Source organism: Pseudomonas oleovorans subsp. oleovorans, assembly GCF_002197815.1.
GTDB lineage: Bacteria > Pseudomonadota > Gammaproteobacteria > Pseudomonadales > Pseudomonadaceae > Aquipseudomonas > Aquipseudomonas oleovorans.
Map to the genome: position 1 here is coordinate 1 of NZ_NIUB01000044.1, position 13,715 is coordinate 13,715.

6 protein-coding genes, 1 tRNA gene and 5 pseudogenes are annotated in these 13,715 nt (G+C 60.9%); 6 read left to right on the forward strand and 6 right to left on the reverse strand.

The genetic code is table 11. From position 1 onward, the window contains the following. Positions 1–205: 205 nt before the first annotated feature. Together gltX and PSOLE_RS20125 are read right to left on the reverse strand one after the other, a co-directional pair. Positions 206–1,687 carry a glutamate--tRNA ligase gene (gene gltX, locus PSOLE_RS20120; RefSeq protein ID WP_074859226.1) on the reverse strand — a complete coding sequence of 494 codons (1,482 nt, stop codon included), beginning with the start codon at positions 1,685–1,687 and terminating at the stop codon, positions 206–208. Positions 1,688–1,720: 33 nt separating this feature from the next. Then, positions 1,721–2,130 (reverse strand): annotated as a pseudogene (locus tag PSOLE_RS20125) (LysR substrate-binding domain-containing protein); the annotation flags it as partial. Positions 2,131–2,132: 2 nt separating this feature from the next. Between PSOLE_RS20125 and PSOLE_RS24425 the strand changes: the two are divergent. Next, positions 2,133–3,048 (forward strand): annotated as a pseudogene (locus PSOLE_RS24425) (HlyD family secretion protein); the annotation flags it as partial. A 49-nt stretch (positions 3,049–3,097) separates the two neighbouring features. Then, positions 3,098–4,230 (forward strand): annotated as a pseudogene (locus PSOLE_RS20135) (MFS transporter). Between the two features lie 641 nt (positions 4,231–4,871). On the opposite strand, the gene uvrB reads toward PSOLE_RS20135, so the two are convergent. Continuing rightward, on the reverse strand, positions 4,872–6,887 hold the full coding sequence (uvrB, locus tag PSOLE_RS20140; RefSeq protein WP_074859223.1) for an excinuclease ABC subunit UvrB: 2,016 nt from the start codon (positions 6,885–6,887) through the stop codon (positions 4,872–4,874). Between the two features lie 244 nt (positions 6,888–7,131). On the opposite strand from uvrB, the gene PSOLE_RS20145 reads away from it, so the two are divergent. From PSOLE_RS20145 to PSOLE_RS25310, 4 genes and pseudogenes are all read left to right on the forward strand, one after another. Next, positions 7,132–8,328: an amino acid aminotransferase gene (locus PSOLE_RS20145; RefSeq protein WP_074859220.1), complete on the forward strand. Its 1,197-nt coding sequence runs from the start codon at positions 7,132–7,134 to the stop codon at positions 8,326–8,328. 700 nt (positions 8,329–9,028) lie between these two features. Then, a tRNA-Asn gene (locus PSOLE_RS20150) sits at positions 9,029–9,104 on the forward strand. 320 nt (positions 9,105–9,424) lie between these two features. Further along, positions 9,425–9,844 (forward strand): annotated as a pseudogene (locus tag PSOLE_RS25305) (IS66 family transposase); the annotation flags it as partial. Next, positions 9,844–10,092, forward strand: a pseudogene (locus PSOLE_RS25310) (transposase domain-containing protein); the annotation flags it as partial. The pseudogenes PSOLE_RS25305 and PSOLE_RS25310, both read left to right, overlap by 1 nt. A 28-nt stretch (positions 10,093–10,120) precedes the next feature. Here the strand turns inward: PSOLE_RS25310 and PSOLE_RS20160 are convergent. From PSOLE_RS20160 to PSOLE_RS20170, 3 genes are all read right to left on the reverse strand, one after another. Then, the gene (locus PSOLE_RS20160; RefSeq protein ID WP_074859216.1) at positions 10,121–12,130 is read right to left on the reverse strand and encodes a polysaccharide biosynthesis protein; all 2,010 of its coding nucleotides are present in this window, start codon (positions 12,128–12,130) and stop codon (positions 10,121–10,123) included. 72 nt (positions 12,131–12,202) lie between these two features. Beyond that, positions 12,203–12,757: a sugar transferase gene (locus tag PSOLE_RS20165; RefSeq protein WP_074859212.1), complete on the reverse strand. Its 555-nt coding sequence runs from the start codon at positions 12,755–12,757 to the stop codon at positions 12,203–12,205. A gap of 1 nt (position 12,758) precedes the next feature. Next, the gene (locus PSOLE_RS20170) at positions 12,759–13,709 is read right to left on the reverse strand and encodes an NAD-dependent epimerase/dehydratase family protein (protein ID WP_074859209.1); all 951 of its coding nucleotides are present in this window, start codon (positions 13,707–13,709) and stop codon (positions 12,759–12,761) included. Positions 13,710–13,715: the final 6 nt, after the last annotated feature.

The following is a 13,715-nucleotide window of genomic DNA, read 5'->3' on the forward strand; positions in this document are numbered from 1 at the left end:
AAGCTCACACAATGTTGGCCAGAAGCTGATGACAGCTTCCTCGAATAGGCCTGATACATAGATGCAGCCGGGTAGCAGTGTTGAAAAGCAGGTTTGACAGTGGGGGCGAGTCCATACATAGGAGCCGCGCCTCGCGGCGAATCGTTCGAGCGAACAGCGCAAAACCAAGAGCTTCGCCCCGGGGCGGGGCTCCAGGAGTCTACCGTCAGGCGATGCTCGCCAGCAGCTTCTCCCACTCCTTGGCCTCTTTCTTCGAGGTGCCGCCGAGCAGCTCCAGCGCCTGGCGCAGGCGGAAGCGGGTCAGATCCGGGCCGAGGATTTCCATGGCATCGAGTACCGATACCGAGCTGGCCTGACCGGTGATGGCGGCGAACATCAGCGGCATGGCGTCACGCAGCTTCAGCTCCAGGTGCTCGACCACCGCCTGGATGCAGCCGGTAATACGATCCTTTTCCCACTGACGCAGCGACTCGAGCTTCCACAGGATCAGCTGCATCAGCTGACGCACCTGGTCGGGCGAGAGTTTCTTGTGCTCGAACAGCTTGGCGTCCAGGTTCAGGCCACCGGAGAAGAAGAAGCCGGCCAGCGGTGCGATCTGGCTGAAGGTTTCTACCCTGCCCTGCACGTGCGGCGCAATCTTCATCAGGTACTCGGGGTTGAGCGCCCACTTCTGCACTTCGGCAGCGAAGGTTTCCACCGGCAGTTCACGCAGCCACTGGCCGTTGAGCCAGGACAGCTTCTCCAGATCGAAGATCGGCCCGCCCAGCGACACGCGGTTGATGTCGAAGTGCTCGATCATCTCGGCCAGGGAGAACTTCTCGCGCTCGTCCGGCATCGACCAGCCCATGCGCCCCAGGTAGTTGAGCATGGCCTGCGGCAGGTAGCCCATACGCTCGTAGAAGGTGATGCTGGTGGGGTTCTTGCGCTTGGACAGCTTGCTCTTGTCCGGATTGCGCAGCAGCGGCATGTAGCACAGCGCCGGCTGTTCCCAGCCGAAGTATTCGTACAACTTGATCAGCTTGGGCGCCGACGGCAGCCATTCCTCGCCACGCAGTACATGGGTAATGCCCATCAGGTGGTCATCGACCACATTGGCCAGGAAGTAGGTCGGCAGGCCATCGGCCTTCATCAGCACCTGCATGTCCATGCGATCCCATGGGATCTCGACATTGCCACGCAGCATGTCCGGCACCACGCAAACGCCTTCGCTCGGTACCTTCATGCGCACCACGTGCGATTCGCCCGCGGCTATGCGACGCTGCGCCTCGGCCGGTTCCAGGTGCATGCAGTGGCCGTCGTAGCGCGGAGTTTCCTTGTTGGCCATCTGCTGCGCGCGCACTTCATCGAGGCGCTCGGCGGAGCAGAAGCATGGGAAGGCATGGCCTTTGCTGACCAGTTCGTCCGAATACTTCTTGTAGATCTCGCCACGCTCGCTCTGCCGGTACGGGCCATGCGGGCCGCCGACATCCGGGCCTTCGTCCCACTCGATGCCCAGCCAGCGCAGGGCATCGAAAATCTGCTGTTCGGACTCACGAGTCGAGCGAACCTGGTCGGTGTCTTCGATGCGCAGGATGAACTGGCCACCGTGCTGACGAGCGAAGCACAGGTTGAACAACGCGATATAGGCGGTGCCGACATGGGGATCGCCGGTTGGCGATGGCGCGATACGGGTACGGACGGTGGTCATGAATGCTCTCGGATGGAAGACACGAGGATTGAATCAAGCGGGCGATGTTAGCAGGCCGACGGCCCCTGGCTCCAGCAACCCGCCGCGGGTGATCGGCAAGCTGGCGATGAGAAAGTCGAGGAAGGTCTTGGCCTTCATCGCCTGGAAGCGCCGCGACGGGTAGATGGCTACACCTCCCCCACCGGCAGACGCGCCTCGGGCAGCAGCTCGACCAAACGCCCGCTGCGCACCGCCCCCTCACTGATCATCACCGGCAACCCGCAAATCCCGGCACCTGCCAGCGTCGCCTCACGGGCGAAGGTGATGTTGTTGCAGGTCATCACCCGCCGGCACGGCAGATGTTCGCCCAACAGCGGCCAGTAACGCGGGGCGTCATGCTGCAGCAGGATCGCCCGATACCCCTCCAGCCCGGCAACGCTGCGCGGCGTCCCGTGCGCCGTCAGGCACTCGCGTCTCCAGCCAGTTGAATGCACGCATCGAAAAGGTCCTGGTGCGCGACAACCAACATGTCGAAGCCGGCCAACTCCTGACCGTGCTGGAAGACACTGATTTCCGCCTGGCCCGCCAGCGCGCCCTCGCCGCTCTGCAAACTCACCAGGCCGAACGCGCCCAGGCGCAGAGCAAACCCGACCAGCAGGCCAACCTGATTGCCGCCAGCCAGGCCGACGTCGCGGCCAGCCAGGCGACCCTCGATCGCTCCAAGCTCGATCTCGGCCGCGCACAGACCCTGCGCAAGCCAGGTTACATCTCCGAAGAACGCGTCACCACCCTGGCCGCCGACAACCGCGTGGCCCGCTCGCAAGTGGCCAAGGCCCAGGCCGATCTGCAGGCGCAGCGTCAGCAGGTGGCCAGCCTGGAAGCCGAGCTCAAACGTCTGGACGCGCTGATTCTCGCGGCTCAGGCCGACCTGGAACAGGCCGACCTCAACCTCTCGGGCACGCAGATCCATGCACCGATCAGCGGCATGGTCGGCCAGCGCTCAGCCCGTGAAGGCCAGGTGGTGCAAAGCGGCGCCTACCTGCTGTCGCTGGTGCCGGATCAGGACATCTGGATCCAGGCCAACTTCAAGGAAACCCAGATCGGCCGCATGCGCCCAGGACAGAAAGCCGAACTGTTGTTCGACAGCTACCCGGACACGCCCATCGATCGAAGGCCGCATCGACAGCCTGTTCGCCGCCTCCGGCGCGCAATTCAGTCTGCTGCCGCCAGACAACACCACCGGCAACTTCACCAAGGTGGTGCAGCGCATCCCGGTCAAGCTGACCTTTGCCGCCGACAACCCGCTGCATGGACTGATCCGCCCCGGCATGTCGGTGGAGGTCACCGTGGATCTGCGCAGCGACGACAGCCATGGCGGGTGATGCGCTGATCCGCCCCACGGCGGAACCCAGCCGCCGCGACTGGATCGCGGTGATGAGCGCCATGCTCAGCGCCTTCATGGTGGTGCTGGATATCCAGATCACCAACTCCTCGCTCAAGGACATCCAGGGCGCGCTGTCCGCCACGCTGGAAGAGGGTTCGTGGATTTCCACGTCCTACCTGGTGGCCGATATCATCATGATCCCGCTGACCGCCTGGCTGGTACAGCTGCTCTCGGCGCGGCGCCTGGCGGTATGGGTGTCGGTGGGCTTTCTGATCGCCTCGCTGCTGTGCTCCCTGGCCTGGAGTCTGGAGGCCATCGCAAGGACTGGCTGGAGTCGCAACTGATCGTCGGCCTCGGCAGCGTGGCGCTGGTCAGCCTGATCCTGTTCGTCATCCTGCAGATCTCCCGCCCGAAACCGCTGATCAACCTGGGCGTACTGCGCGAGCGCAACTTCGGCCTGGCCAGCATTTCCAGCCTGGGGCTCGGCGTGGGCCTTTATGGATCGATCTATGTGCTGCCGCTGTATCTGGCGCAGATCCAGGGCTACAACGCCATGCAGATCGGCGAAGTGATCATGTGGATGGGCGTACCGCAGCTGTTCCTGATCCCGCTGGTGCCCAAGCTGATGAAGATCATCTCGCCGAAATGGCTGTGCGCCCTGGGCTTCGCCCTGTTCGGCGCGGCAAGCTTCTTCTCCGGCGTGCTCAACCTGGACTTCGCCGGCGAACAGTTCCAGCACATCCAGATCGTCCGCGCGCTTGGCCAACCGCTGGTGATGGTCACGGTGTCGCTGATCGCCACGGCCTATATCCTGCCGCAGGATGCCGGCTCGGCCTCCAGCCTGTTCAACATCCTGCGCAACCTCGGCGGTGCCATCGGCATCGCCCTGCTCGCCACCCTGCTCGATGCCCGCGCCAAGGTCTATTTCGACTACTTGCGCGAATCCATCGTGCCGACTAACCCGCAGGTCGATGAACGCTTGCACCTTCTGACGCAAACCCTGGGTAGCGAACAGGCGGCACTGGCCAAGCTCAGCCAGATCGTCCATGAACAGGCGATCATCATGGCCTACAACGATGCCTTCCATTTCATCGGCATCGCCCTGGGTGTGAGCATGCTGGCGATCCTGCTGACACGGAAATTGCCGCAGAACATGGCGGGTGGTGGCGCCGCGCATTAACGCCAACACCGCCCGATCTGTAGGAGCCGCGCCCCGCCGCGAATCGTTCGCCAAAGCACCGCAAAGCCAACAGCTTCGCCCCGGGGCGGAGCTCCTACACAAACGCCGCAGACGCCGCCCACCCTGTAGGAGCCGCGCCCCGCGGCGAATCGAGAGAACACCGCAAAGCCAAAAGCTTCGCCCCGAGGCGGGGCTCCTACACAAACCCCGCAGGCGCCGCCCTACCCTGTAGGAGCCGCGCCCCGCGGCGAATCGAGAATACACCGCAAAGCCAAAAGCTTCGCCCCGAGGCGGGGCTCCTACACAAACCCCGCAGGCGCCGCCCTACCCTGTAGGAGCCGCGCCCCGCGGCGAATCGAGAATACACCGCAAAGCCAACAGCTTCGCCCCGGGGCGGGGCTCCTACACAAATGCCGCAGGCACCGCACCACCCTGTAGGAGCCGCGCCCCGCGGCGAATCGCAAGAACACCGCAAAACCAAAAGCTTCGCCCCGAGGCGGGGCTCCTACACAAACCCCGCAGGCGCCGCCCTACCCTGTAGGAGCCGCGCCCCGCGGCGAATCGAGAATACACCGCAAAGCCAAAAGCTTCGCCCCGAGGCGGGGCTCCTACACAGGCGCCCCCCGCGCCACGCGGTAACATCACACCTGCAACAATCGATCACGCAGCTTCTGAATCTCATCACGCAACTGCGCCGCAGCCTCAAATTCCAGGTCGCGCGCCAGGGCGTACATCTTCTCTTCCAACTGACGAATACGTTTGGTGATCTCGCTCGGCGAACGCAGCTCGTTTTCGTAGCGTGCGCTCTCCTCCGCTGCCTTGGCCATGCCCTTGCGCTTGTTGCTGCGTGCACCCGGCACCACGGCACCTTCGAGGATGTCCTTGACGTCCTTCTGTACCCCCTTGGGCACAATGCCATTGGCCTCGTTGAAGGCGATCTGCTTGGCACGGCGCCGCTCGGTCTCGCCGATGGCGCGCTGCATCGAACCGGTCATGTTGTCGGCATACAGGATCGCCTTGCCGTTTAGGTTACGTGCCGCGCGACCAATGGTCTGGATCAGCGAACGCTCGCTGCGCAGGAAGCCTTCCTTGTCCGCATCGAGAATCGCCACCAGCGACACCTCGGGCATATCCAGGCCCTCGCGCAGCAGGTTGATCCCCACCAGTACGTCGAAGGCGCCGAGGCGCAGATCACGAATGATCTCCACCCGCTCCACGGTATCGATGTCCGAGTGCAGATAACGCACCTTGACGTCATGATCGCCCAGGTAATCGGTCAGGTCTTCCGCCATGCGCTTGGTCAGCGTGGTGACCAACACGCGATCGCCCGCCGCCACGCGCAGACGAATCTCCGAAAGCAGGTCATCGACCTGCGTACGCGCCGGGCGCACCTCGATCTGCGGGTCGACCAGGCCGGTCGGTCGCACCAATTGCTCCACCACGCGCCCGGCGTGCTCGGCCTCGTAAGGGCCGGGTGTGGCGGAAACGAAGATGGTCTGCGGGCTCGCCGCCTCCCACTCCTCGAAACGCATCGGCCGGTTGTCCAGCGCCGACGGCAGGCGGAAGCCGTATTCCACCAGGGTTTCCTTGCGCGAGCGGTCGCCCTTGTACATCGCACCGACCTGCGGCACCGAGACGTGGGACTCGTCGATCACCAGCAGCGCTTCGTCCGGCAGGTAGTCATACAGCGTGGGTGGCGGCGCGCCGGACGGGCGGCCCGACAGGTAGCGCGAGTAGTTCTCGATGCCGTTGCAATAGCCCAGCTCGAGGATCATCTCCAGATCGAAGCGCGTGCGCTGCTCCAGGCGCTGCGCCTCCACCAGCTTGTTGGCGCCGCGCAGGTATTCCAAACGCTGCTGCAGCTCGACCTTGATCTGCTCAACCGCCTCCAGCAAGGTTTCACGCGGGGTGACGTAGTGGCTCTTGGGATAGAAGGTAAAGCGAGGCAGCTTCTGGATCACCTCCCCGGTCAGCGGGTCGAAGGCGCTTATGCTTTCCACCTCGTCATCGAACAGCTCGACGCGAATGGCTTCGAGATCCGATTCCGCCGGGAAAATGTCGATCACATCGCCGCGCACGCGAAAAGTCGCACGGGCGAAATCCATGTCGTTGCGTGTGTACTGCAGCTCGGCCAGGCGGCGCAGCAGCGCGCGCTGATCCATCTTGTCGCCGCGATCGAGGTGCAGCACCATTTTCAGGTACTCCTCGGGGCTGCCCAGGCCGTAGATCGACGACACGGTGCAGACCACGATGACGTCCTTGCGCTCGATCAGCGCCTTGGTCGCCGACAGGCGCATCTGCTCGATGTGGTCGTTGATCGACGCATCCTTCTCGATGAAGGTGTCCGATGACGGCACATAGGCTTCCGGCTGGTAGTAGTCGTAGTAGGAAACGAAGTACTCCACCGCGTTGTTCGGGAAGAATGACTTGAACTCGCCGTACAGCTGCGCCGCCAGAGTCTTGTTCGGTGCCAGCACCAACGTCGGACGCTGTACCTGGGCGATCACGTTGGCGATGGAAAAGGTCTTGCCCGAGCCGGTCACCCCAAGCAGGGTCTGATGCGACAGACCAGCCTCCAGCCCCTCGACCATCTGCCGGATCGCCTCAGGTTGATCGCCGGCAGGTTTGAAGCGGGTCACCAACTGAAATTCGGACATGCAGCACCTCGACAAACGACTGTGACGCGCCCTGCCGGGCGGCGTCAAAGCCATGAATTGCGGGGCGACTCGGCAATAGCTCCAGGTAGAGTCGAATTACCTGGCAAAAGGCCTTAATTCAGGGCTTTGCGCTGTCGCCCCCTGGATTCAGGGTCGTTATACTAACGCCCCGTTTACGCGCCCCCTAGCGCTTTTGTCGGGGACGCCTGGCCACCCACCCCTCACTCGAGTTGCCGCACCCATCATGAGTCTCTTCTCTGCCGTCGAAATGGCTCCGCGCGATCCCATCCTGGGCCTCAACGAAGCATTCAACGCCGACACCCGCACCACCAAGGTCAACCTTGGCGTGGGCGTCTACTACAACGAGGAGGGGCGAATTCCGCTGCTGCGCGCCGTCGCAGAAGCCGAAAAAGCACGTATCGAGGCCCACGCACCGCGTGGCTACCTGCCCATCGAAGGCATTGCCGCCTACGACAAGGCCGTGCAGGAACTGCTGTTCGGCAAGGGCGCAGCCCTGATCGAAGCCGGCCGCGTGATCACCACCCAGGCCCTCGGCGGTACTGGCGCCCTGAAGATCGGCGCCGACTTCCTCAAGCGCCTGCTGCCGGACGCCACCGTGGCCATCAGCGACCCGAGCTGGGAAAACCACCGCGCCCTGTTCGAATCCGCCGGTTTCCCGGTGCACAACTACCGCTACTACGACCCGTTCAGCAACGGCGTGAACCGCGGCGGCATGCTCGAAGACCTGCGTAACCTGCCGGCCCGTTCCATCGTCGTGCTGCACGCCTGCTGCCACAACCCGACCGGCGTCGACCTGCAATTGGAAGACTGGAAAGCCGTGCTGGACGTCCTGCGCGAGCGCGAGCACGTGCCCTTCCTCGACATTGCCTACCAAGGCTTCGGTGACGGCATCGAGCAGGACGCCGAAGCCGTGCGCCTGTTCGCCGAGTCGGGCCTGGAGTTCTTCGTCTCCAGCTCCTTCTCCAAGTCGTTTTCGCTCTACGGCGAGCGCGTCGGCGCCCTGTCGCTGGTCACCAGCAGCCGCGAAGAGTCGACTCGCGTCCTGTCGCAGCTCAAGCGCGTGATCCGCACCAACTACTCCAACCCGCCTACCCACGGCGCCACAGTAGTCGCCAGCGTACTCAACAGCCCCGAACTGCGTGCCATGTGGGAAGCCGAACTGGGCGAAATGCGTGACCGCATCCGCAGCATGCGCCTGGCCATGGTCGAACAACTGACTGCACTGGGCGCCAAGCGCGACTTCGGCTTCGTCGCGCAGCAGCGCGGCATGTTCTCCTACTCCGGCCTCACCGTGGAGCAAGTGGAGCGCCTGAAGGAAGAGTTCGGCATCTACGCTGTCGGCACCGGCCGCATCTGCGTCGCAGCGTTGAACAACGGCAACCTGGACAGCGTCACCCGCGCCATCCACGCCGTGCTGTAAGCCTCTGCAATAAACAAGAACGCCGGCCCATAAGCCGGCGTTTTTGTATGCATCATATAACTGTAGGAGCGGCGCCCCGCCGCGAAGCGTTCACAGAGCACCGCAAAAGCAAAAGCTTCGCCCCGGGGCGGGGCTCCCACAAAAAATCACAGCCCCCGTAGGAGCGGCGCCCCGCCGCGAAGCATCCTCCAGAACACCGCAAACCAACAGCTTCACCCCGGGGCGGGGCTCCTACGCAAGCACCACAGGCACCGCCTCCCCCTGTAGGAGCCGCGCCTCGCGGCGAATCGCAAGAACACCGCACAACCAAACGCTTCGCCCCGGGGCGGGGCTCCTACGCAAACACCACAGGCACCACCTCCCCCTGTAGGAGCCGCGCCTCGCGGCGTATCGCAAGAACACCGCACAACCAAACGCTTCGCCCCGGGGCGGGGCTTCTACGCAAGCACCACAGGCACCGCCTCCCCCTGTAGGAGCCGCGCCTCGCGGCGAATCGCAAGAACACCGCACAACCAAACGCTTCGCCCCGGGCCGAGCTTCTACACCAATACCCAGACAGCGGTATTGCGCATCAGCCGCGCTCTACCACCGCTGTCGCGGCCAAAGCCTCGCCCACCAAACCAAACGCGTCGTGGCCAGATAGAAGCCACCTACAAAGTGTTGACTTCCCCTTTTTAATCAGTAACATACGCGACGTTGTTCCGCGATAGCTCAGTCGGTAGAGCAAATGACTGTTAATCATTGGGTCCCTGGTTCGAGTCCAGGTCGCGGAGCCAAATTCAAGAACCCAGCCTAGTGCTGGTTTTTTTATTGCCTGCGGACTCTCACCAGGGACCACGTCCCAGGTTATTCGCTTCGCTCACCCCTTCGGGGCCGCGCTGAAGCGCGTTCAGCTGCGCTGTCGAGTCCAGGTCGCGGAGCCAAATTCAAGAACCCAGCCTAACCGCTGGGTTTTTTTGCCTGCAGACTCTCACCAGGGACCACGTCCCAGGTTATTCGCTTCGCTCACCCCTTCGGGGCCGCGCTGAAGCGCGTTCAGCTGCGCTGTCGAGTCCAGGTCGCGGAGCCAAATTCAAAAGCCTCGGCTGATCTTGTCCTGCTCAAGGCTCTGATTCTGCAATTGCAGGAACAGGTCGCCCTGCTGCGCCACAAGTTGTTCTCGCCCTAGTCCGAGCGCAGCCCTGAAGATACCGACTCGCCGCAGTTGGCCATGTTCAACGAGGCCGAAGAGCTGATCGAAGCGCTGTCCGCCGCACCAGCCGAAGCTGAAGAAGTCGTGGCACCGGTCAAGCGCCGTGGCAAGCGCAAGCCGTTGCCGGCCAACCTGCCGCGTGTCGAGGTCATCCACGACCTGCCCGAGCACGAGCTGACTTGCGCCTGTGGCGCCTGCAAACAGCTCATCGGCGAGGAGACCAGCGAACAGCTGGAGATCATCCCGATGCAGGTGCGGGCCATCCGCCATATCCGCAAGACCTACGCCTGCAAGGCCTGCGAAGCGGCGCCGATCACTGCCGAAACCGTGCCGAGAACGCCATCCGCCCCTTCGTCATCGGGCGCAAGAACTGGCTGTTCAGCGACACGCCCAAGGGGGCCACGGCCAGCGCGCAGATCTACAGCCTGATCGAAACCGCCAAGGCCAATGGCCAGGAGCCTTACGCCTGGCTGCGCCACATCCTCGAACGCCTGCCAACAGCACAGAGCGTTGAGGACTACGAAGCGCTGCTGCCTTGGAACTGCTCGCCGGCTTCTGCTCCTGCTTCCTGAAAATAAATCCCGTCCTGGCGGGCGGGGTTTATGGAGCGCTTACTAAACGTCTCTGTAAGTACAACCAATCAACAATCTCACCGTCAGGCCGATAACCACTCACGGTTTCGCGCAATAACGCCCGAACCCGCTCGTAGTCCTCACGCCCAACTGCATCCTCCAAAGCAAGAAGCACTTTCCTGTACTCCTCCCAAGACAGCATTTCTTCGTTGGCACGCATGATCATCGGATGCTCGGTCGGGCTGACGTTATCGCCAATCAGCAACTCCTCATAGAGCTTCTCTCCCGGCCGGAGCCCTGTGAACTCGATAGCAATATCACCCTGCGGGTTTTCAGCAGAACGCACACTCAAGCCACTGAGATGAATCATCTTCTCTGCTAGCTCGGCGATCTTCACCGGCTCCCCCATATCCAACACGAAGACGTCTCCGCCCTCCCCCATCGCCCCCGCCTGGATCACCAACTGGGCCGCCTCAGGGATAGTCATGAAATAACGTGTAATATTTGGGTGCGTAACCGTCACAGGCCCACCACGCCGGATTTGCTCATGAAACAGGGGTATGACCGAACCGGACGATCCAAGCACATTGCCAAAGCGCACCATTGTGAAGCGGGTTTTATTGACCTCATTGAGCACCTCGCCTTTACCAAAAAGTACCGGAGCCTGTTCGCGGCTAAGCGCCTGCAGTACCATCTCAGCCAAACGCTTGGTGCTGCCCATCACATTGGTGGGCCGCACAGCCTTGTCAGTCGAGATCAGCACGAAATGCGCAACTCCAGCCTTTAGAGCTGCCTGAGCGGTAAACAGGGTGCCGAATACATTATTCAGCACACCTTCAGCAATATTGTGCTCGACCATCGGCACATGCTTGTAAGCTGCCGCGTGATAGACCGTATTCACCGCCCAGCTCGACATCACCTCCTCGAGCCGCTCCGGGTTGCGAATTGAGCCCAGAATTGGAATCAACTGAATGGCCAGGGACTCACGCTTGGTGCGGCTTACCAGCTCGGAGTGAATGTTGTAAAGATTGAATTCGCTGTGCTCGAACAGCAACAGGGTCTTCGGCTCATTGGACAGGATCTGTCGGCATAGCTCCGAGCCAATCGAGCCACCCGCGCCGGTCACCATGACCACCTGGCTACGGATGCAACGCTCAAACAAGGCCTTTTGCGGCGGTACCGAATCACGTCCCAGCAGGTCAGCAATATCGACCTCCTGCACCTCATCTACCTTAACCCGACCACTGGCCAAGTCCATTAAACCTGGCACGCTACGTACGTGCAGGTTGTACTGGCCAAGCAATTCGAGGATCTCCCTGCGACGCGCACGCGAGGCAGAAGGCACCGCAAGCAGAATTTCCTGGGCGCCAGTTTCTTCGATCATCTGTTGGGTGTGCTTGGGCTTGTACACCCGCAACCCGGCAATCACCCGGTTGGCGATGGTTGCATCATCATCAATAAAGGCAACGGGCGCCAGCGAACGCCCCAAACGCAGGGCGGCCAGTAACTGATTCCCCGCCGCACCGGCCCCATAAATCGCAACGCGGGGCAAACCACGGTCCCCTGTAAGACGACGGGGATGCTCAGCCGAATACCAATTACCCATAAAGTACTGACGCATCAGCAAGCGCACCCCGCCAATCAACGTCAGGCTAAGCCACCAGAAATTCAGCACCATCGAACGTGGAATCGGCGCAGGCGCGTCGCGATACCAATAGATCGTCAACGCCAGGAATAACGCAGAAAGGGAAATTGCCTTAAAAATGCTCTTGAGCGCATCATTACCGAAAAAGCGCATCACCGCGCGATACATGCCCATGCGGATGAAAATGGGCACTGAAATCAAGGGCACAATTACAAAGATCCAGGCGTGATGGCCTAAAGGATCAACTGCTTTGAAATCACCCAAGCGCACGATAAACGCCAGCCACAGCGCACACCACAGCAACAGCACATCCACAATGACCTGCAGCACACGCTTCGAACGCCGTGGCAAACGGATCAAACGCTCACGCAGGCGATCTGCAGTCCTTAACATCACAACCTCTCAATCCTTCACATCCCGTACTGCGTGGCAATAACTGATTCCCGCACACACCGCTGCTGCTGACTAAGATGGGCGTACACGATCACCCGCGCCCTTACCAAGCACCGTCATCAGGATATATTTAAAATAATGAGCCAGGGTAAGCTCACGAATCATACGCTGATCGGTTTCGGCCAACAGTTTTGGCGTCGACATATCAATATCGCTAACCTGCGCCAACCCGGTGATGCCCGGGCGCACATCGAACACACCACGCTGAGCACGCTCAGTCGTTAACTCCTGTTGATTAAACAGCCCTGGGCGGGGGCCGACCAGACTCATTTCGCCTTTGAGCACATTCCACAGCTGTGGCAACTCATCGAGCTTGGCTTTACGCAGGAAGGCCCCCATACGGGTAATCGATGCACTGGACGCCAAATGACTGGCTACCGACGCGGTATCGATCTTCATCGTACGAAACTTAACCAACACGAATGGCTTCTGGTGTCGCCCTACTCGCTCCTGACGAAACAACGGCGAGCCGGTATCGAAAAGCCCCAGCACATAAATAGCCAACAACACCGGGAACGCAAAAATCAGCCCTAACAAGGCAAAGGTAAAATCAAAAAAACGCAACACGTTATTTATCCTTGCTCATAAAATCGGCCACAGTCGCTGCAATGCCCTGCTCAACCGTGTAAGGAGGAACCCACCCCAACAGAGTACGGGCCTTCGACGAATCCACCTGCAAATCACCGACTAAACGATCCACCACACCCCGCTTACCCGTTAACGCCCCAGCCAGCTTAAACAACCCTACCGGTACGGGCAGCAAACGCGGCGAACGGCCCAGACACAAGCGAATATAAGTAACCAGGTTACGCAGTGAAACATCTTCACCGTCAGACACCAAAAAGGTTTGATTGGCCGCCGCAGGGTGCTGAATACAGCGAACAATAAAGCTCACCAGGTTACCCACATACACCATACTGCGGTGGTTATTCACAGCACCGAAAGGCAAAGGCACAGGCTTACTTGCCAGGTTAATTAAACTTCTGAAATTGCCCGGCGCAGCCCCACCATAAACCAGAGGTGGACGGATAATAACCACCTCCAAACCGGTTTCAGTGGCTAACTTCCGCAAACCTTGTTCCGCTTCGTACTTAGAAACTGCATAAGGATCATGCGGTGCTTCGGAATCTGTTTCTGTAAAGGGCCGTGATGAATTAAGCCCATGCACCCCAATACTGCTGATAAAAATAAATCGCTTAACACCCGCAGCAGCAGCCTGCCTAGCAAGGTTCAGCGTGCCGTCCACATTGACTTTACGAAACTCTGCCAGCGTGTCGGCTACTTCATCACGCATAACATGCGCACGCGCGGCTGCGTGAACCACCACAGCAACACCGTTAAGTGCAGACAAATAATCCGTAGTGCCATCAATATTGCCAACCACAACAACATCATCAGACGCAGGCGAAACGGCGGAGCGAACCGCAGAAACTACCTGAAACTCAGGTAACTTTTTAAGCTCAGCAAATAAAGCAGAGCCAACAAAGCCGGTAGAGCCTGTCAGCAGAACGGTATTCATAATTGG

Excerpts from the sequence above, each read along its gene's own strand:
- PSOLE_RS20170 (WP_074859209.1), bottom strand. The coding sequence starts at position 13,709 with ATGAATACCGTTCTGCTGACAGGCTCTACCGGCTTTGTTGGCTCTGCT.
- uvrB (WP_074859223.1), bottom strand. The coding sequence starts at position 6,887 with ATGTCCGAATTTCAGTTGGTGACCCGCTTCAAACCTGCCGGCGATCAA.
- PSOLE_RS20145 (WP_074859220.1), top strand. The coding sequence starts at position 7,132 with ATGAGTCTCTTCTCTGCCGTCGAAATGGCTCCGCGCGATCCCATCCTG.
- PSOLE_RS20160 (WP_074859216.1), bottom strand. The coding sequence starts at position 12,130 with ATGTTAAGGACTGCAGATCGCCTGCGTGAGCGTTTGATCCGTTTGCCA.
- gltX (WP_074859226.1), bottom strand. The coding sequence starts at position 1,687 with ATGACCACCGTCCGTACCCGTATCGCGCCATCGCCAACCGGCGATCCC.